This window comes from Halosolutus gelatinilyticus (assembly GCF_023028105.1).
GTDB classification, from domain to species: domain Archaea; phylum Halobacteriota; class Halobacteria; order Halobacteriales; family Natrialbaceae; genus Halosolutus; species Halosolutus gelatinilyticus.
In genome coordinates this window covers 194,049-213,571 of the sequence record NZ_CP095491.1, presented here as the reverse complement: position 1 = coordinate 213,571, position 19,523 = coordinate 194,049, and the positions used below count along the sequence as shown (strand labels likewise).

Genomic DNA, 19,523 nt, shown 5'->3' with positions numbered 1-19,523 from the left:
TCAGGGAGCGTCGAAGTAGGGTCGAACGGAACACGTGGTCGGCATGGCTGACGACATCGACCTGGCCGACGGTACCGCGGGCGTCAGCGGCACCAAAGGAGTATTCTCCGTACGGTCGCGTAGATCTAACCGGTCGAATGACACGTCGTCTTCCGATCGACGAGATCCGCCCCACCCAGCTGTACATATCGAGCGAAAAATTGGCGGACGTGGTGGAGTGGTTCGATTTCGACGAGCCGAACTACGATCCGCTTCCCGCCTTCGAATACGACGGGGCGTGGTACCTATCCGACGGCCACACGCGTGCGTTCGCGACTGCGCTCGCCGGGTTCGAGACGGTACGGATCGAACGGGACGCGACGCTTCACGAGACGTTCGATTTCGGGGCGTATCTGACCTGTATCGACTGGTGTACGGACGCAGGCGTCGAAACGATTACCGATCTTCACGGACGCGTGGTCGGTCCGGGAACCTACGAGGTGCGGTGGATCGATCGGTGTCAGCAACTCACCGAGCCCATCGAGGACTGACGATTGCCGCTGTCGGCGACTAGTCGCGGTCGATCGCGGAACGAACGGGATTTTTACCGATCGCGATCGATGGCTCGCACATGACAGACCGAAGCCGGGCGCACGTTTTCGTCTCGGGAAAGGTACAGGGCGTCTTCTATCGAGCGACGACCCGCGAGACGGCCCGCGAGCACGGCGTCGACGGCTGGGTCAAGAACCTGCAGGACGGACGCGTCGAGGCCGTCTTCGAGGGCCCCGAGAACGCCGTCGAGTCGATGATCGAGTTCTGCCACGAGGGCAGCCCGGCGGCCGATGTGAACGACGTCGCGGTCGAGTACGAAGAGCCGCGGGGCGAGGAGGGATTCGAGGTCCGGTACTGATTGCCGGAGGCGGGTACCCGCTCGATCGTGCGACCCGACCGAGCGGAATCACACGATTCCGATGACGGTGTTGCAGGTTCTACAACTGATGAAAACCACGTTCTTTCCGCCGACGGTATCGTCGGTCGCTCTCGGTCTGAATCGTTGTTGGCACTGCGGGCAGAGCATAGTGAGTATCGTCGATACTGCGGTCAGACGAATAGATGTATCCGACGCCCGCCGGCGAGAAACCGCCGTCGAAAACCGGCGCCGATCGCCGATCAGTATGTGAAGAGATCGACGCCGCCGGTGACGCCGACGGCCTGGCCCGTGACGAACCCCGCCTGCTCGCTCGCGAAGTAGACGGCGAGCGTCGCGACGTCCTCCCCGCGGCCGAGGTGGCCCGCTGGCGTCGTCCGGGAGATGTCCGTCGCGGTGTCCTCGAAAACGACGGGCGATCGTATTCGGGGGCTGATTTTGGTCCAGTACGAATCGATACCCTAGATTCGTTCCACGATCGTCGCGATCCCCTGGCCGAACCCGATGCACATCGTCGAGAGGCCAACGTCTTTCCCGGTTCGATCGAGTTCGTGGACGAGTTTCGTGATCAGCGCCGCGCCGGTCGCCCCGAGCGGGTGGCCGTGGGCGATCGCGCCGCCGTTGACGTTCGTCCGCTCCCAGAGTTCCGCCCGCGGAACGTCCATCTCCTCGAGCCAGGCGGCGACGACGGAGGCGAACGCCTCGTTGACCTCGAACAGGTCGACGTCGTCGATCGTCAGGTCGGTCTTCTCGAGTACGCCCTCGGTCGCGGGGATCGGGCCGGTGAGCATCGTGACGGGATCGACGCCGACCACTTCGGTTTGGACGATGCGGGCCATCGGCTCCCAGCCGCGTTCCTCGGCGACCTCGCGTCTCGCGACGAGGACTGCGCTCGCGCCGTCGACGATCCCGGAGGAGTTGCCCGCGTGGATCACGCCGTCGCCCGCATCGCGGAACGCGAGCGGCAATTCGCCGAGGCCGTCCGCGGTCGACTCCGGCCGCGGGTGTTCGTCCGCGTCGACAACGCGCGTCTCGCCGTCGACCTCGACTTCGACCGGCGTGATCTGCGACTCGTATCGCCCCGCGTCCCAGGCCCCCTTCCACCGCCGCTGTGAGTCGGCGGCGAGTTCGTCCAACTCGCGACGGCCGAACCCCCACTCCTCGGCGATCCGTTCGGCGCTCTCGCCCTGGTGGACCAGTTCGTCGTAGTGGTCGAAGTACGAGGACGCGACGCCATCGTAGTCGCTGCCGATCGGCGCCCGAGTCATGTGCTCGACGCCGCCGGCGACGAGCACGTCGTGGGCGCCCGTCGCGACCGCGCCGGCGGCGAAGTTGACCGCCTGTTGGCCGGAGCCGCACATCCGGTTTAACTGGACGCCCGGCACGTCGTCGCCCCAGCCGGCGACCAGCGGGGCGAGCCGGCCGATGTTCCCGCCCTGCTCGCCGATCGGCGTCACGCAGCCGTAGATGACGTCCTCGATCGTCCGCTCCGGATCGAACCCCAGTCGCTCTTCTAAGGCGAGCAGCGGCTCCGCCGCGAGATCCTGCGGGTGGACGTCCGCAAACGCGCCGTCGCGATCGCCGAACGGCGTCCGAACGGCGTCGACGATAACTGCCTCTTGCATGTGCGATTCGAGAACGGCTGACACGAAATATCCTGTGGACGCGGATCCTCGTCGGCGAACGTCTGTTCGCCACCGTCGCCGTCGCGGGTCGGCGGTCGCACGTGACCCGCGAGGTCCGCAATGTTGAACGGCGGGCCGGACGAAGACCAGTGTATGATCACAGGCGAGCGGATGGCTGCCGTCGACGAGAACGCCGCCGCGCTCGGCGTACCACGAAAGCAGCTGATGGAGTCCAGCGGGAACGCCGTCGCCAGGCAGGTTCGAGAAGTCGCCGACCCCGGCGATCGGGTCGCGATCGTCGCCGGCCGGGGGAACAACGGCGGCGACGCGTTCGTCGCCGCCCGATTTTTAGACGAGTACGATGCGACGACGATCCTGCTCGGCCGATCGGACGCGATCGGGACCGAGATCGCCCGCGAGAACTGGGAGGCCCTCCGGCGGGCGGGGTACGAGACGCGGGAAGTAACGGATTCGAGCGAGTTCGAGCTGCCCGATTGCGACGTGACCGTCGACGCGATGCTGGGGACGGGGATCAGCGGCGAACTGCGCGAGCCCGCCGCGACCGCCGCGCGGGCGATCAACGAGGCCGACGCGACCGTCGTGGCGGTCGACGTTCCGTCCGGGTTCGACGCGAACGCCGAACCGGACGCGGAGGACGCGGGCGACCACGCCGAAAACGGCGTCGAAGCGGACTACGTCGTCACGTTCCACGACGAGAAGCCGGGGCTGTCCGATCTCGACGCCGAGGTGACGGTCGCCGATATCGGCATTCCGGCGGCCGCCGAGCGGTTCGTCGGCCCCGGTGACGTCCGTCTCGCCCGGCCCGACGATCGGGAGGGCCGACCCTATATCATCGGCGGCGGACCGTACACCGGCGCGCCGGCACTGGCCGCGCAGGCCGCGCTGCGGGCCGGCGCCGAGCTCTCGTTCGTTGCGGCCCCCGAGTCCGTGACTGGCGAGATCCAGAGCTACGCAGAGGATCTGATCGTCCAGCCCTACGAGGGCGCCCGTCTCACTCCGGACCAGGTCGACGACCTCGTCGAGACCGCGGAGCGGTACGAGAACGTCGTCGTCATCGGCCCCGGACTCGGGAACGCCGACGAGACCCTGGACGCGACCCGCCGGTTCCTCGAATCACATACGGGCCGTGCGGTCGTCGACGCGGACGCCCTCCGGGTCGTGCCCGAGGTCGAGACCGAGGCGACGCTGATCTGTACGCCCAATCGCGGGGAGCTGGCGGCGATGGGCGGACCCGACACCGACGATCTGGCCGCGGCGGCCGACGAAATCGAGGCCTTCGCGGCCGACCTCGGCCACGTGATCCTCGCGAAGGGCGCCGCCGACGTTATCACGGACGGCGATCGGACGCGGATCAGCCGATCGGGCACCCCGGGCATGAAAGTCGGCGGCACCGGAGACCTGCTCGCCGGTATCGTCGCCGCCCTATTCGACCACGCCGACGCGATCGACGCTGCGGCCGCGGGCGCGCATGTCAACGGGCTCGCGGGGGAGCGACTGGCCGAGACCGACGCCAACGGCTACGTCGCGTCCGACATGCTGTATGCGATCCCGGAGGCACTGTGGGGTGAGACCGATGGGTGAGAAAGACGAGTCAGCGGCCGACGACCTCACCCACACGACCGCCGAGGGCGACGTGCAGATGGTCGACGTCGGCGACAAACCCGACAGCGAGCGCCGTGCCGTCGCCGCCGGCGAGATCCGACTCCGGCCGTCGACGATCGAGGCGATCCGCGACGACCAGGTGGGAAAGGGCGACGTGCTCGCGACGGCCCGCGTCGGCGCGATCCAGGCGGTCAAACACACCTGGGAGGCGATCCCGATGTGCCACCAGATCCCGATCACGAACGTCGACACCGCATTCGACCTCCGCGACGATCGGATCGAACTCGAGGTCGCCGTCGAGACCACCGGCAAGACCGGCTGCGAGATGGAGGCTCTGGAGGGCGTCACGACCGGATTGAACGTCGTCTGGGACATGGTCAAGGCCGTCGAGAAGGACGAACGGGGACGGTATCCGGAGACGGGACTCGAGAACGTCCGGGTGCTCGAGAAGGAGAAACGCCGCCGCTGAACCGATCGACCGAGACGGTAGTCGTCCCTTACTCGAACTCCATCACCGCCGCCGCCCGGAGCAGTTGGTCGACCGTCTCCGGCGGATCGCGGTACCTGGCGTCGCCGCTTCGACGGTCGTATTCGATAACCTTCAGATCGGCCAGTTTCGGAAGGTGGATGTGAAAGAGATCGATTGCGGCGGCTTCCCGCTGCTCGGCCGTCGCTTCGCTTCCGTTCGGTCTGGCTTCGATCGTAGCGACCCAGTCGGCGAGTTCGTCGAGGGTGGTCTGTTCGTTGGCTTTCAGATAGTACAGCACGAGACGACGCCGCCGGTGAGAGAGCGCGTCGAAGAGTTCGTCGACGCGCGATCGCTCACCCTCTGTGGCCAACCGCATCGAGAGGTCGTGCGGGATATTCGAGCCGGCATCCCCGGATCGATCGTCGGCGTCTTCGGTCATCAGTGCACGCTATCGTGGTCGAACGTATTAACAGGTCGTGCTGGATCATTGAAATTGATCGTCCAGACGAACCCCGTTTGAGCGATGGGTATTCATCTCTGGATCACGAACGGGGCTGTATGAACGGCGACGAGTCGTCGGTAGACACCTCGGGAACACACGGAGCGGCGGTCGCGTCCGGGCTGGTACGCGCGGTCGCAGAGGCGACGGGAGCCAGCCCGTACGATGTCCCCGTGCTCAACGACATCGTGGATCCCGACGCACTGAACGCGCTCTTCGACCCCGCGACCGCCGACTCGCCGACGGTGGTCGTCGCACTCGAAATCGACGACGCGGTTTCGATCGTCGAGAGCGACGAAACGATAACCGTTCTCGATCGGCCGAGCGCGTCCGCGACGGACGCGCTGGGCGCGATCGACGACGCGGCGGCGGCGACGGTCACTCACGACTGGGACGGCCCGCAATCGCTACTCTCCACGGTCGTCTCGGCGGTTACGGCCGCGACCGACGCCGACCCGATCGCCGTCCGGGACGCGATCGACGCGGTTCTCGATCGGAACGCGCTGAACGCGCTCTTTCGCCCCCGAGGAAACGGAGTCGCGCGCGGTGAGGGCGGACTCCGCGTGCCGTTTCACGAGTACGATATCATAGTCCGCAGCGGCGGGACGGTGACGGTCCAGCCGACGCTCACCCGAATCAACCGAACCGGCGGGAACCTCCTCGTCGTGGGCTCGGTCCCGCACGAAGTCAGCGAGGCGACCAGCCGCGATCTGCTCGGGACGGCCCCGGATCGCGCCCGCGTCGTCGCCGTCCACGGACACGACGTCGAGAGCGCGATCGATCGGCTGGACGCGGTCGAGGCCGCTCCCCCGCGCTCCGTCGTCGTCGATCACGGCGGCGGCAGCCGATCCGTCGCCGCGATGGAGGCGGCACCCCAACGGCCGTCGGTCAGACCGGTAGCCGGCGATCTCGACGCGCTGGCCGCGGAGCTCGTCGACGCAGTGGAGACGCTCGCGGCCGCGTGCGACGGACTCTCCCCCGGACAGCTTCGCGTCTGTCTCGATTCCCTCGGCTCGATTCGATCGCAGTACGACGGCGACTCCGTCGCCGACTTTCTCGAAACCGTCACGGACCGGGTTCGACGGGCCTCGGGGATCGGCCATTACGTGATGCTGACGGATCGCACCTCCGAACACGTGCGAGCCGTCGAGGAACTGTTTGACGTCGTCGTCGAACTGCGCGTCGGCGCCGACGGCCCCGAACAGCGCTGGCACATCCGCGAGACGGGACACACGACCGAGTGGTTCCAAACCGATGTCGGCGGTACCGAGACGTAATCGGTACCGACGGCGCGGCTCGACGGATTCGAGACCCAAGAGACTCCTATGAAACCGACGTTTCGACCGGCCAACGGCACGAGCGGAATCGTCGTTCACGACCCGATTCAGGGCCGTCAGTTCCCGCTCCGAACCCGCAGCGCGGTCGATCCGAAACCGGCTGATGACGACCGGTTCCTCTTCCCGGTCGACGGCGCGACGACGATCGAGACCGATCGAATCACGCTCCCGTTCGTCGTCGCGGTGTACGTTCGCGACGTCGCCGACGGCGAACTAGTCGCCGAAGCCGAGCACTTCGCCTACGAGGAGCTTCCGCCGGGCGAGTACGTGCTGGAGCTGATGGCGCCGATAAAGATCTACGTCCGCGTCGGCGGGCCGGTGACGATCGCGTCCTCGACCGATCACATGCGGATCGAGTTCGACGAGCGCCGCCGCCTGGAAATCGGCGCGCGCTCGAACCACCGCCGTCCGGAAACGACGGTGACGACGACGGCCGACCCGGCCGATCTGATGGCGGCCGTCTCGACGTTCGGCTCCGCGCTGAAGACGCTCTCGCCGGAGCGCTCGCTCCCCTCCCTCCGCGGGCACCCGCCCCGGCTCGAACTCGGCGGCGAACTCCGGATCCCCGACGAACTCTCCGCGCCGGAAACCGGGATTCGGATCGAGCTCCCGCCGGAGCGATCGACGGTCTACGCGGCGAGCACCCTCGCGTACTATCTCGGGGCGACCCTCGAGCCGGGACCGGAGCCACAGATCGTCACGCGAACCGATCGGACGTACCCGCTCTCGGGCGAGGGTCGCGACTTCGAAGACGAGGTGGAACGGGTCCTCGGGCGGTGTTTCCTGCTCGACTGCGTCGCGAGGACCGAAGGGCTCTATCGGATCGCCCTCCACGAGCGCGACGTGCTCGACGATCGACTCGACGTCGACTGGCGGGCGGCGTACGACGCGTCGCCCGCCGACCGACTGGAGACGTACCTGTCGGTCCCGTACGCCGACCTCGCCGACCTCGTCCCGTCCTGGCGACTCGTAACGTACGCGACCCCGGCCCCGCACAACGCCACCTCGCTGCCGTTCGTCGTCAACGAACTCTCGTTGATTCGATCGGCGGTCGGCCGATCGTCGACGCCGGAACCGGCCGCGGCGGCTCCCGGTATCGACGAGTTCTTCAGATCGTCGCGGGCACCGGCGGATACCGCCGTCGGGACGACGAGGCGATCGAGCGAAGGACCCGAACCCGCCGACGCGTCCTACGTCTCGCTCCCGGACACCGACTCCCTGGAGATCGCGTGGCTCGGTGACGAACGGCCCGTCGGCGCGAACCACCTGCTCGACTGCGGGTTCGAACACCGCATCGAACGAGGGCGGCCGTCCGACGAGGTGGAGATCACCGTCGTCTGTAACGATCCGGCGATGAGCGCCGAGTACGACGACGCGAATCGATCGCTGTACGGTAACCGCCACGAACTACCGTTCGACGTCACGGTTCACTACGATCTCGCCACGGCGGAACTCGAAGACGTCCTCGCGACCGACACCGACTTTCTGCACTACATCGGCCACAGCGAGTCGGACGCGTTCATCTGTCACGACGGCCGGGTGAACGCGGCCGACGTCGATCGGATCGGTCCCCACGCGTTCCTCCTCAACGGCTGTACCTCCTACGAGCAAGGAATCAGGCTGGTCGAGGGCGGAAGCGTCGGCGGAATCGTCACGCACAGCGACGTCGGCAACGAGGACGCGACGGCGATCGGACGGTCGATCGCGCGGCTGCTGAACGCCGGGTTCTCCCTTCGATCGGCGCTCGTCATCGCTCGCGATCATCGAATCGTCGGCACGCAATACCTCGTCGTCGGCGACGGTTCCGCGCAGGTCGCACAGAGCGAGGGCGGGACGCCGGTTCGCTTTCGCGTCGACTCGCGGGACGACGGCCGGTACGATCTGGTAGCCGAAACCTATCCGACGGTGGAGGCGGGGATGGGAGCGATGTACATCCCGTACCTCGACGACGTCGACTCGCACTTTTTGACCGGCGGGGCGCTGCCCACCTTCGCGGTCGAAGCGGACGAACTAACCCAGTACCTTCGTCTCGAGGACCTCCCTCTCGTCTTCGACGGGTCGGCCGGGTGGACGGACGCGGTCGACGTCTTCGACCGCTAATTCCTGCGAAAATTACAGTTGTACGCTTTCAGTAGGTGGTTCCGCCGGCGGCGGCCGCTGCCGATCCAGCCTGCGAGAGCGCAAGCAGGATCGCGAACAGGATGCCGATCAGCCGCGGGTTTTCGGTGATGTGCGCCAGTAAGCTGCTGTTATCTTCGGACATTGCATGCTACGAACGGTATGCGAACACAATAAATGTATCGTAATCGTGACTGTACAAAATCACTTGTGATTACTCGCTGCGAGTAAACTGGAAAGACCGAATTACGTCAACATAATTCGATACTACTGCGATGTGAAGTCGATCGCGGCCGTGAGAACGCCTCACGCGGCCGGACATCGAACTGGGGGTCGATACGACTCGCGTCGGAAATCGAGACCGTTAGGGGCACCGAAACGGTCCCGTTTCGCGGGTGCAGCTCGATCGAGATGACACTCCAAACGAAACTCGGGGAGACGATCGGGATCGAGCATCCGATCGTCCAGGCGCCGATCGGGAGCGCCCGGTTCCGAACTCGCGGCGGCGGATCTGGCGGACTGAAGCGGCGATCCGGTATCGGCCGCCGCCCTCCCGTCACTGCATCGACGCCCCGTTCGCGCGGAAGCTACTTTTTTCTCCGCGGCCTACGGCGACTCATGCCGTCCGAGGACGCGGACGAGGTAGCGGCCGGATCACCGAAGCCGGACCGAAGCGAGTCGGACGCCGCCGTCGAACCGGCGAGCGCGGCGGAGCCGACGGAGTCGACCGCCGGGCGAGCCGAACTCGTCTCGGAGCCCAGCGACGCGTTCCAGGCGCTCGGGAACGAGATCCGGATGGGGATCCTGGAGACGATGCTCGATCGGACCGACGGCGAGAACCGGTCCCGGACTCCGTTCTCCGAACTGTTCGAGGACTCGGACGTCGACACGTCCGCCGGCTTCGCCTACCACCTCGAGCAACTCGTCGGACCCTACCTGCGAAAGTACGACGACGGTTACGAACTCACGTACGCCGGCGAGCGGATCGCCCGGGCGATCGCTACCGGCACGTACACTCGCAGGGTCGATCTCCCTCCGGTCCCTCTCGACGATCCCTGCCCGTTCTGCGACGGGGCGGCCCTCGAAGCCCGATCGACCGATAACGTCGTGACGGTCGCCTGCGACGACTGCGACCGAGCGCTGTTGCGCCTCGGGTTCCCGCCGGCCGGGCTGGAGGCCCACGGTCGGGACTTCCCCGCCGCCTTCGACCGCCATCACCGCCACCGACTCGCCCTGTTTCGGGACGGAGTTTGTCCGGACTGCAGCGGCGCGGTTACCGCCGGGCTCGTCACGCCGTCGGCGGACGTCGCCGACGCGCTCCCCGAAGAGCTCGCGACCCACGTCCAGGCCGAGTTCGAGTGCGGGTCCTGCGGAACGGCCGTCCGCTGTCCCGTCTCGCTCGCGCTGCTCGAGCACCCGGCGATCGTCTCGTTCTACCACGAGCGCGGGGAGGCCGTCCGCGATCGGCCGATCTGGAACGTCGGGCACGAGTGGGCCGAGCGGGTGCTCTCCGAGGAGCCGCTCGCCGTTCGCGTCGTCGTCGAACTCGACTCGGACGTGCTCGCGCTCTACGTGGACGAGCGACTGACTGTGGTCGACGTCCAGCGGGCGGCCGAGGAGACGACCGACTGACGGCCGATCCCCGACTCTGGCCGTCGCCGCGCTATCGATCCTCGTCGTCGAGTTCTTCGAGCGCGCCTTCGAGGTCGTCGTCCGAGAGCGGCGCGACGGTTGCGGACGTCGCGTCGAGCGTCCACGCGTCGAGGGCCGCCGGTGCGAGGTCGTCGTCAGTCGTCAGATCGAGCGCCTCGAGCGCGACCGCGGTTCCCTGCTGGAGGTCTCTCCGGCTACCGTCGGCCAGTTCATCCTCGAAGAATCCCCTGACTGCGGCCGCGTCGTGGCCGATCGCCGTCGCCCGCCAACCGTACGGGGTCCCGCTCGGGTCGACCTCGAAGAGCCGCGGCCGACCGCCGGCCCCGTCCGAACCTCCACGATCGATCCCGGCGACGAGCAGGGCTGAGCCGTACGGCCGCGAGCCGCCGCTCTGGGTGTGTTCCTGGACGTGATCGGCGACGTGGGTCGCGAGCGCTCGCGTATCGATCGGTTCGCCGTAGCGGACGCGGTGCTGCTGGCCGACCCGGCGGGCGACGTCGACGAGTTGCCGCGCGTCGGCGGCGTGGCCGGCGGACGCGATCGCCAGGTGATCGTCGATGCGGTGGATCTTCTCGACGGTCGTCGACTCGAGCAGCGGCGATCGCAGCCGCTTTCTGGCGGCGAGAACGGCGCCGTCGTCGGTGACGACGCCGACGCTCGGCGACCCCCGTTCGACTGCCTCCCGGGCGTACTCGACCTGGTAGAGCCGCCCGTCGGGAGAGAAGATCGTGCTGCCGCGATCGTAGGCCTGCTGGTGGGCGCTCGACTCCATCTCAGGCCACCTCCTCGGTTCCGTCGCCCGCCGCGTCGGCGGGTCCGCCCTCCTCGGTCGCCGCGATCGCGCGCTCTACGCCGTCGTACTGCGCCAGTTCGAACTCGTCGGAAGTGATCGTCGCGATCGTCATCCCGTCGCCGCTCGCGGTGTCGCGTTCGGTCGCACCTCGGACGGCGGTCGCGGCGATCGATCGCAGGTCCGACAGCGGGAGGTCGGCCTCGTAGAAGCTCTCGAGCGCGCCGTAGGCGAGCTGTCTGCCGCTGCCGCTAGCCGCGTACTCGCTTCGCATGACGCCGCCGCCGGGGCCGATCTGGTAGACGGCCGGCTCGTCGTCGACGCCGGCGAGCACGAGGTCGAGGATCCGGTACGGACCGCGCCGGAGCAGGTCTCCGGCCACCGTCGCCGCCGTCTCGACCGACGCGGAGCGGTCGTGGCGCAGTTCGTAGACCCGGAGGTCGGCGCGAAGGTGGCGCACGAACGACTGAGCGTCGCTGACGCCGCCCGCGAAGGCGACGGCCGTTCGCTCGTCGACGGCCTCGACCTTCTGGACCGCGCGGTTCGTCACGAACCGACCGCCGCCGATGCTCGCCCGCGTGTCGGCCGCCAGCACGACGCCCCCGTGGCCGACGGCGCCGAGCGTCGTCGTCCCGGTCTCGACGATGCCGTCGTCGGTCGTTCCGCTCCGGTCGATCGATCGGTGCGCCGACGAGGAGCGGTCGACCGCCCGCTCGCCGACAGCGGCGTCCCTCCAGCCCGGTGCCGTGGGATCGTGTGTTGCGTGTTCCATCGACGGAAGAGACGGGACGGCTCGGAATAACTGTTAGCTAAAATATATTTTAGCCGGGCGGGCGTACGAACTCGGTTCGGCCGTCGACGATCGACGGTCACGCCGTACTGCACCGGCGTCCACCCCCGATCAGAGGTCCATCCCGCCGTTGACGTCGATCACTTCGCCGGTGACGTACGAGGAGTCCTCGCTGGCGAGAAAGCGTACGACCGCGGCGATGTCTTCGACCTCCGCCAGTCGTTCGAGCGGGATGCCCGCGATGATCCGATCGAGGACCTTGTCCGGGACGCTCTCTAACATGTCCGTCCGAGTGAAGCCGGGCGCGACGCAGTTGGCCGTCGACCCACCCTGGGCGAGTTCGAGCGCGATCGTCCGCGTGAAGCCGAACATGCCGCTTTTCGCCGTGGCGTAGTTCGCCTGTCCGAAGTTCCCCTGTTTGCCGACGACGCTGGAGATGTTGATCAGCCGCCCCTCGTCGGCGTTCCAGATGTCGTCGTAGAACTCCTGCGTACAGTTGAACGTCCCGCCGAGGTTGACGTCCATGACGCGGTCCCACTCCTCCCGCGACATGTCCGTGAACTGGACGTCGGCCGTGATGCCGGCGTTGTTCACGAGGACGTCGGCCGGACCGAACGCCTCGTGGCACACCTCGCGCATGCGCTCGACTTCCTCGCGTTTCGTCACGTCGGCCTGCGCCGCGACGGCCCGTCCGCCCGACGCTTCGATCGCCTCGACGGCGTCGTGTGCTGATCCCTCCGACGATCGATAGTTGATCACGACGTTCGCGCCCTCCTCTCCGAGGTATTCGGCGATCCCTCGCCCGATGCCGCGTGCCGAGCCTGTGATGACGCAGGTGCGCCCCTCCATGGACATACGTGAACGTTGCACCTCCGGTCCTATATAACGACCCGTGGAATGACAGGACGTACTGCCGTGGCGACGGCTCCGGTGGCCCGCTCCCGGTCGACGATCGGTTCCAGCCGATCGGCGTCGGGGGAGCCGCGGCCGCCGAACGCTGCCGTTCGAGACCGTCGGGACGAGAACCGGGTGAGAGGGAGAGAGAAATCGAGGGGCGTCGCGGTCGCGATCACTTCTCGGTCGCCTGTTCGATCCAGCCTTCGATCCGGCTGGGTGAAATGCTCGTTTCGGTCGCGAGTTCGGCCGCGTCGGCGTTCGCCAGTTGGTCGAACGTTTCGATGCCCGCCGCCGAGAGATCCTCCGCGTACGCCTGGCCGACGCCGGTGAGGTCCGTCAGATCGTCGGTTTCGGCCTCGATCGCGTCGGAGACGTCCTCGTCGGTGATGTCGTCGGCGAGGTCATCGTCGACGGTCATCTCGCCCGGTTCGGCGGGTTCCTCCTGGACGTCGTCCGTGGCGCGTTCCGCGATCTCCCGGTCCGATCGGGCCTCGTCGCTCAGGTGTTCGCCCTCCGCCTGCACGCCGCCTTCCGATCGCGCGCCGCCGTCGGTCGCATCCGCAACGCCCGTTTCGTCGCCCTCGACGTCCTCGGCGAGCGCGGCGTCCGCCTCCTTGGGTTCGGGCGCGGCGGGTTCGGCGTCGACGGCGTCCTCGCCGTCGGATCGCTCCTCGAACCACTCGCAGACGTCGGGCCAGAGTTCGGCGTGGCTCCGCGAGGAGACGGACATGCCGATGTGGCCCGTCGCGAACTCCATGATCTCGGTGTCCGCCGAGGGAATCGCGTCGTTGAACGGCTTGGAGGCCTCCGGCGGGATGAGGTGGTCGTATTCGGCGACGATCTGGAGGACGGGCATGTCGATCTCGGTGATGTCGACGTGTTTGCCGTCCAGGTAGAGTTCGTTCTCGACGAGCTTGTTCTCCTGGTAGATGTCCTCGATGAACTGCTCGTAGGCGGCGCCGGCGACGTCGATCCCCTCGCTGAGCCAGCGCTCCATCCGGGCGAAGTTCTCGACGAAGTCCCCGTCTTCCATGTTGTCGTAGAACCTGACGTACTTCGTCAGGTTGTTCGCGACGGGATCCATCAGCGCGAAGCCGACGTCGAGGAACTCCGCGGGAACGTTGTCGAACGTCTCGGTGACGACTTCGGGGTCGTAGTACTCGTCGGCGCCCCAGAGTTCGAGGACGCCGCCATCGCCGGTAAAGCAGAGTCCGGCGGCCATCAGGCCGAGGTTGCGGACCTTCTCGGGGTAGAGGGCGGCGTACATTGCCGACATCGTTCCGCCCATGCAGTAGCCGAGGATGTTGATCGCGTCCTGGCCCGAGCGCTCGCGGACGGCGTCGACGCAGTTGTCGACGTACCGGTCGACGTAATCGTCGAGCGTGAGCGATCGATCGAGGATCGAGGGCTCGCCCCAGTCGATCAGGTAGACGTCGAAACCGGCCTCGAGCAGCGTCCCGACCACCGATCGATCCGGCTGCAAGTCGAGGATATACGGCTTGTTGATCAGCGCGTAGACGACGAGGATCGGCACGTCGTGTTGCTCCTCGGTCCGGGGCTCGTAGTGGAGGAGTTCGAGCTTGTTCTCCTCGTAGACGACTTCGCTCGGGGTCTGACCGACGTCGACGTTCTCGACCGTTTCGGTCCGGTCGGGGGCGACCCGGGTTTTCTCGGCCACGTCGGCCGCCTGTTCCCAGGCCTGGCGTTGCATATCCAGGACGGTTGTGAATGGATTCGTCATTGCTCGTCTTCTATGTGTTCGAGGACACGGTCGAGTTTTTGCTCGACGGCGTGCTGGCGACGTTCGAGTTCGACGAGCCGATCGCCGACTTCGACGATGTCGCTCTCGGTCGGGAGTCCGAGAGTGTGCAGCGTCTCCTCGGCGGCTTCGTCGGCCTGCTGCTGGAGTTCGAGGACGTCGCCGACGGTTTCGCCGGTCATCCGGGCGAAGGCCGTCGTCGACATGACCTCCTTGAACGCCTCGTTGGCGGTGTTGAGCCAGATGTCGCGGAACTCCTCAATGTCGACGTCCTCGCCCTCGAGGGCGTCGTTCGTCCGATCGACCATCTGCTGGGAGGCGTTCATCCACGTCTCGTAGGCGCGGGCGTACCCCTCGACACCGTCGGAGAGTTCGTTCTCTTCGCTTATCTCGCCGACGGTTTCGGACCAGCTCTCGACGAACCGGGCCTGGGCCTCCATGTTGTCCTCGAGCGCGTCGAGGAATCGTTCGTTCCACTGTTCGACGAAGTCGTTCCAGTTCTGCGTCTGGGGCTGCTGTGAGTCTGCCATTGGTGAAAAGTGGTGGCGTTCGAGTGAAAAAACTGCGCCTGCGATTACGCCGAAACGTCGAACTCGTCGGCGGCGTCCTCGACGTTTTCGGCGACGGCCGTCACGTTCTGCTCGACCTGCTCGTGGGCCTCGAGGAAGGCGTCGAACGAGGAGTCGACGACCTCGGAGTAGTTGTCGGCGAACTCGTCGTAGGCGGCTTCGGACTCGTCGATCGCTTCGACGAGCGCCTCGAGCGACTGGGACTGCGCCTCGGTGGCGGCGTCGAAGCCCTCGTCGACGAGTTCACGAGCGTCGTCGAAGTCGGCGACGTCCTCGGGGAGCGACGCCTCGACGGCGTCGAAGTAGGCGTGGATGGCGCCGCGGGTGAACTCGGCGTTGGACTCGAACAGCGCGCCCGACGTTTGGACGGCGTCGGCGACGGCGCCGATCGAGGTCTTCTGGGCCTCGAGGGCGTCGTGGGTGAGGTTCTGGGACTGTTCGACCGCGGTGCGCTGTGCGTCGAAGACGGGTTGGATCGGGTTCTGTGTCATGGTTACGTGGTGTGGGTGTGGTTAGTCGTCTCGGTCGCGTTTGACCGGGACAACGATCGTCTGGACGATATCGCCCTCTTCGATGTCGAGGGCCTCCCGTTCGGGACCGGGAATGCTGATCCGACCGCCGCTCTGGACGCGAGCCTTGAACGTCGCCGTCCCCATGTTCATCGGCCCGAAGGCCGACGCGGTGTCGAGCGGGTTCGACGACGCCTGCATCAGCCGTTTCATCATCTCCTGCTGGGATTCGGCGACCTGCTCGCCCGCCTCCTGCATCTGCTCGGCGAACATCGCGGGCGGGAACCAGAGCGATCGGTCGGAGTCGTCCGTCATCACCCGTACCGAGGTGCCCCGAACGGATAAAGTTTACCCTCAAATTCCATCTAATGCCATCAATTGGTTCAGTTTGGGTCGGAACGATCGACCACGGCCGATCGCCAAATCGCCCGGAAACCTGCCGAGCGCCGGTCTCGACGCCTTAAAGAGTGGATTGCTTCAGCCAAAGAAGTCATAACCCCCCCACACATACCCGCGGATAGATGTCTCAGCAGAACACTGGGGGAAGCAACTTCGTCGCCCTTACGACCGCCTGGTCGGAAATGACGCAGCATCTGTTGCAGAGCGCGACCGCCGCAAACCGGGCCGCCGTCTCCGCGATGTTGCCACCGACCGGGAGCTCGGATCGTTCGGATTCCAACACCGTTCCCGCCTCCATCCCGTCGATCGATCACTCGAGTCTCGACTGGCAGTTCGACCGGACCGTCGACGATCGTGACGAGATCGGCGTCGGCGACGCCGTCACCTTCGAGAAGCAGCTGACGGAAGCGGACGTCCGCGCGTTCGCCCACATCAGCGGCGACACGAACCGACTCCACCTCGACGAGGAGTTCGCCGCCGAGACGCGGTTCGGCGAGCGCATCGTCCACGGGACCCTGGTCTCCGGACTCATCAGCTCCGCGCTCGCTCGCCTGCCCGGACTCACCATCTACCTCTCGCAGGATCTCGAATTCGTCGGCCCGGTCGCCATCGGCGATCGCGTCTCCGCGCGCGTCGAAGTCGTCGAAGACCTGGGTAACGATCAGTTCCGCCTCGAGACGATCATCCGCAACGAGGACGAGGACACGACGGTGATCGACGGCGAAGCGGTCGTCCTGATCGACGACCTCCCCGAGTAACCGCGTCGATCGGAACCGCTCGATTCTCGCGTTCCCCGCGCCGGCGGCTCGAGGCGGCTTCGACGCCGGCGATTTGCTCCTGGCTCACCGCGCGGTAGCGACCGCCAGACACGTCGTACCCGGCGCGATCGGCCGACGAGTGACCTTCTCCGAAATATAAGTAGTTCCTCGCGAAACGAGCCACCATGACACTGTTCGGGACCGCCGGAATTCGCGGGCCAGTTGAGGAGGTACCCCCGTCTCTCGCCCTCGAAGTCGGACAGGCCGCCGGCGAACCCGGCGCGACGTTCGTCGTCGGCCGGGACGGCCGGGAAACGGGAGCTGCACTCGCCGCGGCGATGGAGGCCGGCCTCGAAAGCGCGGGCGCGGACGTTCGTCGCGTCGGCGTCGTCCCGACGCCCGCGCTCGCGTTCGCCTCGCGGAGCCGTCGCGGGGTGATGCTCACCGCGAGTCACAACCCGCCGGCGGATAACGGGATCAAACTCTTCGCCGACGGCGTCGAGTACCATCGGGACGCCGAACGGGCGATCGAGGATCGAGTCGCGGGCTCCGGGCCCGCGCTCGCGCGGTGGGACGAGTGGGGGTCGTCGCGCCGGCTCGACGTCCTCGAACAGTACCGCGACGCCGTCGTGGCGTACGTCCGCGAAGCGTTCGGAGCGACGGGATCGGCGGCGAGCGCGGAGTCGTCCACCGATCGGCTGCTTGCGGGGCTCTCCGTCGCCGTCGATTGCGGCAACGGGATGGGCGCGCTGGCCACGCCGGAGGTGCTCGATCGGCTCGGCGCCGACGTGACCGCGGTGAACGCGTCGGTCGACGGCCATTTCACCGCCCGCCCGAGCAAACCGACCCCCGAGACGCTGTCGGAATTCTCCGACTTCCTCGCCGCGGGGTCGTTCGACCTCGGGGTGGCGCACGACGGCGACGCCGATCGGCTCGTCGTGCTCGATCCCGACGGGGCGGTGATCCACGAGGATACCGTGCTCGCGGTCGTCGCGGCCCACTACGCCGCGGAGAGCGAGGCCGCCGATCCCGTCGTCGTCACCACGCCGAACGCCTCGGCCCGCATCGACGAGCGGGTTCGCGCGGCGGGCGGTCGCGTCGAGCGGGTTCGACTCGGGGCGCTCCACGAGGGGATCGCCAGGGAACGGGAGGTCGGCGCCGCGGACACCGAAGTCGTCTTCGCCGCGGAGCCGTGGAAGCACGTCCACACCGCGTTCGGCGGCTGGATCGACGGGATCACGAGCGCCGCCGCGATCGCCGCGCTCGTCGCCGACGCGGGCGATACCGACGCGCTTCGGGAGCCGGTCGCCGAACGCCCCTACCGAAAGGTCAGCGTCGATTGTCCCGACGCGGCCAAGGCCGACGTGATGACCGCGCTCGAAACCGCCCTCCCGGACGCGTTCCCCGGCGCGTCGGTCGACACCGACTACGGCGTTCGCCTGGAGTTCGACGACGCGTCCTGGCTCCTCGTCCGACCGAGCGGAACCGAGCCGTACGTCCGGCTCTACGCCGAGAGCGACGACGTCGACGCCCTGACCGACGAGGCCGGCGAGCTCGTCGAGGCGACGGTCGACGACGTCACCGCGGCGTAGGTGCCGACGCTCGATCGTCTCGCGCGGCGATCGACCACGACCAGCCGATCGATTGTCGGCGTCAGTCCGCGATCGGTTTCGCGGTCGTGCTGGACGATGAGCTGCCCGAAACGGCTATTTAAGATAAATATGTTTCGATAGGTATAAATCAGTGGTTTACGCTAGTCCGCCCGATGGTACGAGATCGGCGGACAGTATTGAAGGGGAGCGCGATTGCTGGACTCACGGCACTGGCAGGTTGCGTCGGTGGGTTCGGGGCCGGCACCGAGTCGGACGTCCAGATCGGGATGGTGTACGCGACCGGCGGCCTCGGCGACGACTCGTTCAACGACATGGCCCAGCAGGGCCTTCAGCGGGCGAACGAGGAATTCGACCTCTCGTACGAGAAGACGGAGCCGGACAACGAAGGCGAGTTCGAGGACGCACAGCGCGGCTTCGCCGAATCCGGCGACTACGACCTCATCAACTGCATCGGCTACGCCCAGGAGGAGGCCCTCATCGAGAACGCCGAGCAGTATCCGGACCAGAACTTCACCATCGTCGACGCCGTCGTCGACGCGGACAACGTCCGGAGCTACGTCTTCGGCGAACCGAAGGGCTCGTTCCAGGTCGGCCATCTGGCCGGGTTGCTCACCACCGAGGAGTTCTCGGCCGGCGCGGGCGAGACGAACCCCGACGCGAACGTCGTCGGCTTCGTCGGCGGGACCGAAACGGCGCTGATCGAGTCGTTCCACGCCGGGTTCGAGGCGGGCGTCGAGTACGCGAACGAGGACGCCGAGGTCGTCTCCTCGTACATCGGCGACTTCAACGCCACGGCCCGTGGACAGGAGGCCGCCCGATCAATGTACCAGGACCAGGACGCGGACATCATCTTCCACGCGGCCGGCCGAACCGGCATCGGCGTCTTCCAGGCGGCCCAGGAGGAAGGGCGGTTCGCGATCGGCGTCGACGACGACCAGTCGATGTCCAACCCGGACTTCGCCGACGTCATCCTCGCGAGCATGGTCAAGCGCGTCGACACCGCGGTCTACTCGGCGATCGAGTCCGTCGTCGACGACGCGTTCGAAGGCGGTCAGACGGAGACGCTGGGCCTCGAGCAGGACGGCGTCGGCACCGTCTACGGCGACGAACTCGGCGACCAGATCCCCCAGGAGATCAAAGATCAGGTGGCGGAGTCGAAACAGGCGATCATCGACGGCGAGATCGACGTCCCGAGCGAACTGTAACCG

Annotated in this window: 21 protein-coding genes; 10 read left to right on the top strand and 11 right to left on the bottom strand. The window is 67.0% G+C overall.

The features are described from left to right. Positions 1-212: 212 nt before the first annotated feature. Entirely contained in the window at positions 213-530 is a 318-nt protein-coding gene (locus MUH00_RS01080) for a histone acetyltransferase (protein WP_247001812.1), read from the top strand. 80 nt (positions 531-610) lie between these two features. After that, entirely contained in the window at positions 611-889 is a 279-nt protein-coding gene (locus tag MUH00_RS01075) for an acylphosphatase (protein ID WP_247001810.1), read from the top strand. Between the two features lie 260 nt (positions 890-1,149). Here the strand turns inward: MUH00_RS01075 and MUH00_RS01070 are convergent, their stop codons facing one another. Beyond that, positions 1,150-1,293, bottom strand: a complete 144-nt coding sequence (locus tag MUH00_RS01070; RefSeq protein ID WP_247004035.1) for an SDR family oxidoreductase — start codon at positions 1,291-1,293, stop codon at positions 1,150-1,152. Positions 1,294-1,368: 75 nt separating this feature from the next. Then, positions 1,369-2,532: a thiolase family protein gene (locus MUH00_RS01065; protein WP_247001808.1), complete on the bottom strand. Its 1,164-nt coding sequence runs from the start codon at positions 2,530-2,532 to the stop codon at positions 1,369-1,371. A 153-nt stretch (positions 2,533-2,685) separates the two neighbouring features. On the opposite strand from MUH00_RS01065, the gene MUH00_RS01060 reads away from it, so the two are divergent. Beyond that, complete coding sequence (locus MUH00_RS01060; RefSeq protein WP_247001806.1) at positions 2,686-4,134, top strand: NAD(P)H-hydrate dehydratase; 1,449 nt, start codon at positions 2,686-2,688, stop codon at positions 4,132-4,134. After that, positions 4,127-4,624, top strand: coding sequence for a cyclic pyranopterin monophosphate synthase MoaC (gene moaC / locus MUH00_RS01055; protein WP_247001804.1), 498 nt, complete (start codon positions 4,127-4,129; stop codon positions 4,622-4,624). Before MUH00_RS01060 ends, moaC begins: the two co-directional genes overlap by 8 nt. Positions 4,625-4,652: 28 nt before the next feature. On the opposite strand, the gene MUH00_RS01050 is transcribed toward moaC, so the two are convergent. Next, positions 4,653-5,063: a DUF7344 domain-containing protein gene (locus MUH00_RS01050; protein ID WP_247001802.1), complete on the bottom strand. Its 411-nt coding sequence runs from the start codon at positions 5,061-5,063 to the stop codon at positions 4,653-4,655. 119 nt (positions 5,064-5,182) lie between these two features. Here MUH00_RS01050 and MUH00_RS01045 point away from each other — a divergent pair, with 119 nt between their 5' ends. Beyond that, a complete protein-coding gene (locus tag MUH00_RS01045; RefSeq protein WP_247001800.1) occupies positions 5,183-6,400 on the top strand; it encodes a DUF7504 family protein in 1,218 nt (405 codons plus the stop codon). A gap of 48 nt (positions 6,401-6,448) precedes the next feature. Then, a complete protein-coding gene (locus tag MUH00_RS01040) occupies positions 6,449-8,560 on the top strand; it encodes a hypothetical protein (protein WP_247001798.1) in 2,112 nt (703 codons plus the stop codon). 28 nt (positions 8,561-8,588) lie between these two features. Here MUH00_RS01040 and MUH00_RS22820 read toward each other — a convergent pair whose 3' ends face one another. After that, positions 8,589-8,723 carry a DUF7503 family protein gene (locus MUH00_RS22820; protein ID WP_256464801.1) on the bottom strand — a complete coding sequence of 45 codons (135 nt, stop codon included), beginning with the start codon at positions 8,721-8,723 and terminating at the stop codon, positions 8,589-8,591. A 473-nt stretch (positions 8,724-9,196) separates the two neighbouring features. Here MUH00_RS22820 and MUH00_RS01035 point away from each other — a divergent pair, with 473 nt between their 5' ends. Then, positions 9,197-10,210, top strand: coding sequence for a Lar family restriction alleviation protein (locus MUH00_RS01035; protein ID WP_247001796.1), 1,014 nt, complete (start codon positions 9,197-9,199; stop codon positions 10,208-10,210). A gap of 31 nt (positions 10,211-10,241) precedes the next feature. On the opposite strand, the gene MUH00_RS01030 is transcribed toward MUH00_RS01035, so the two are convergent. From MUH00_RS01030 to MUH00_RS01000, 7 genes are all read right to left on the bottom strand, one after another. Continuing rightward, positions 10,242-11,003, bottom strand: coding sequence for an archaeal proteasome endopeptidase complex subunit alpha (locus tag MUH00_RS01030; RefSeq protein WP_247001794.1), 762 nt, complete (start codon positions 11,001-11,003; stop codon positions 10,242-10,244). Between the two features lies 1 nt (position 11,004). Next, the gene (locus MUH00_RS01025; RefSeq protein ID WP_425603031.1) at positions 11,005-11,793 is read right to left on the bottom strand and encodes a proteasome subunit alpha; all 789 of its coding nucleotides are present in this window, start codon (positions 11,791-11,793) and stop codon (positions 11,005-11,007) included. A gap of 129 nt (positions 11,794-11,922) precedes the next feature. After that, complete coding sequence (locus tag MUH00_RS01020; protein WP_247001792.1) at positions 11,923-12,666, bottom strand: beta-ketoacyl-ACP reductase; 744 nt, start codon at positions 12,664-12,666, stop codon at positions 11,923-11,925. A 214-nt stretch (positions 12,667-12,880) separates the two neighbouring features. Then, complete coding sequence (gene phaC / locus MUH00_RS01015; RefSeq protein WP_247001789.1) at positions 12,881-14,449, bottom strand: class III poly(R)-hydroxyalkanoic acid synthase subunit PhaC; 1,569 nt, start codon at positions 14,447-14,449, stop codon at positions 12,881-12,883. Beyond that, a complete protein-coding gene (locus MUH00_RS01010; protein ID WP_247001787.1) occupies positions 14,446-14,997 on the bottom strand; it encodes a poly(R)-hydroxyalkanoic acid synthase subunit PhaE in 552 nt (183 codons plus the stop codon). Before MUH00_RS01010 ends, phaC begins: the two co-directional genes overlap by 4 nt. 44 nt (positions 14,998-15,041) lie before the next feature. After that, complete coding sequence (locus MUH00_RS01005; RefSeq protein ID WP_247001786.1) at positions 15,042-15,527, bottom strand: hypothetical protein; 486 nt, start codon at positions 15,525-15,527, stop codon at positions 15,042-15,044. 21 nt (positions 15,528-15,548) lie between these two features. Continuing rightward, on the bottom strand, positions 15,549-15,860 hold the full coding sequence (locus MUH00_RS01000) for an AbrB/MazE/SpoVT family DNA-binding domain-containing protein (protein ID WP_247001784.1): 312 nt from the start codon (positions 15,858-15,860) through the stop codon (positions 15,549-15,551). Between the two features lie 206 nt (positions 15,861-16,066). On the opposite strand from MUH00_RS01000, the gene MUH00_RS00995 reads away from it, so the two are divergent. From MUH00_RS00995 to MUH00_RS00985, 3 genes are all read left to right on the top strand, one after another. Beyond that, positions 16,067-16,702: a MaoC family dehydratase gene (locus MUH00_RS00995; protein ID WP_247001783.1), complete on the top strand. Its 636-nt coding sequence runs from the start codon at positions 16,067-16,069 to the stop codon at positions 16,700-16,702. 185 nt (positions 16,703-16,887) lie between these two features. Continuing rightward, complete coding sequence (locus MUH00_RS00990) at positions 16,888-18,294, top strand: phosphohexomutase domain-containing protein (RefSeq protein WP_247001781.1); 1,407 nt, start codon at positions 16,888-16,890, stop codon at positions 18,292-18,294. A gap of 173 nt (positions 18,295-18,467) precedes the next feature. Continuing rightward, entirely contained in the window at positions 18,468-19,520 is a 1,053-nt protein-coding gene (locus tag MUH00_RS00985) for a BMP family lipoprotein (RefSeq protein WP_247001779.1), read from the top strand. Positions 19,521-19,523: the final 3 nt, after the last annotated feature.

Bases quoted from the DNA above. Each gene is read 5' to 3' on its own strand.
- MUH00_RS01020 (WP_247001792.1), bottom strand. From the start codon at position 12,666: ATGTCCATGGAGGGGCGCACCTGCGTCATCACAGGCTCGGCACGCGGC.
- MUH00_RS01035 (WP_247001796.1), top strand. From the start codon at position 9,197: ATGCCGTCCGAGGACGCGGACGAGGTAGCGGCCGGATCACCGAAGCCG.
- MUH00_RS01010 (WP_247001787.1), bottom strand. From the start codon at position 14,997: ATGGCAGACTCACAGCAGCCCCAGACGCAGAACTGGAACGACTTCGTC.
- MUH00_RS00995 (WP_247001783.1), top strand. From the start codon at position 16,067: ATGTCTCAGCAGAACACTGGGGGAAGCAACTTCGTCGCCCTTACGACC.
- MUH00_RS00990 (WP_247001781.1), top strand. From the start codon at position 16,888: ATGACACTGTTCGGGACCGCCGGAATTCGCGGGCCAGTTGAGGAGGTA.
- MUH00_RS22820 (WP_256464801.1), bottom strand. From the start codon at position 8,723: ATGTCCGAAGATAACAGCAGCTTACTGGCGCACATCACCGAAAACCCG.
- MUH00_RS01065 (WP_247001808.1), bottom strand. From the start codon at position 2,532: ATGCAAGAGGCAGTTATCGTCGACGCCGTTCGGACGCCGTTCGGCGAT.
- MUH00_RS01000 (WP_247001784.1), bottom strand. From the start codon at position 15,860: ATGACGGACGACTCCGACCGATCGCTCTGGTTCCCGCCCGCGATGTTC.
- MUH00_RS01030 (WP_247001794.1), bottom strand. From the start codon at position 11,003: ATGGAGTCGAGCGCCCACCAGCAGGCCTACGATCGCGGCAGCACGATC.
- MUH00_RS01050 (WP_247001802.1), bottom strand. From the start codon at position 5,063: ATGACCGAAGACGCCGACGATCGATCCGGGGATGCCGGCTCGAATATC.
- MUH00_RS01025 (WP_425603031.1), bottom strand. From the start codon at position 11,793: ATGGAACACGCAACACACGATCCCACGGCACCGGGCTGGAGGGACGCC.
- moaC (WP_247001804.1), top strand. From the start codon at position 4,127: ATGGGTGAGAAAGACGAGTCAGCGGCCGACGACCTCACCCACACGACC.
- MUH00_RS01040 (WP_247001798.1), top strand. From the start codon at position 6,449: ATGAAACCGACGTTTCGACCGGCCAACGGCACGAGCGGAATCGTCGTT.
- MUH00_RS01045 (WP_247001800.1), top strand. From the start codon at position 5,183: ATGAACGGCGACGAGTCGTCGGTAGACACCTCGGGAACACACGGAGCG.
- MUH00_RS01075 (WP_247001810.1), top strand. From the start codon at position 611: ATGACAGACCGAAGCCGGGCGCACGTTTTCGTCTCGGGAAAGGTACAG.
- MUH00_RS00985 (WP_247001779.1), top strand. From the start codon at position 18,468: ATGGTACGAGATCGGCGGACAGTATTGAAGGGGAGCGCGATTGCTGGA.
- MUH00_RS01060 (WP_247001806.1), top strand. From the start codon at position 2,686: ATGATCACAGGCGAGCGGATGGCTGCCGTCGACGAGAACGCCGCCGCG.
- phaC (WP_247001789.1), bottom strand. From the start codon at position 14,449: ATGACGAATCCATTCACAACCGTCCTGGATATGCAACGCCAGGCCTGG.
- MUH00_RS01005 (WP_247001786.1), bottom strand. From the start codon at position 15,527: ATGACACAGAACCCGATCCAACCCGTCTTCGACGCACAGCGCACCGCG.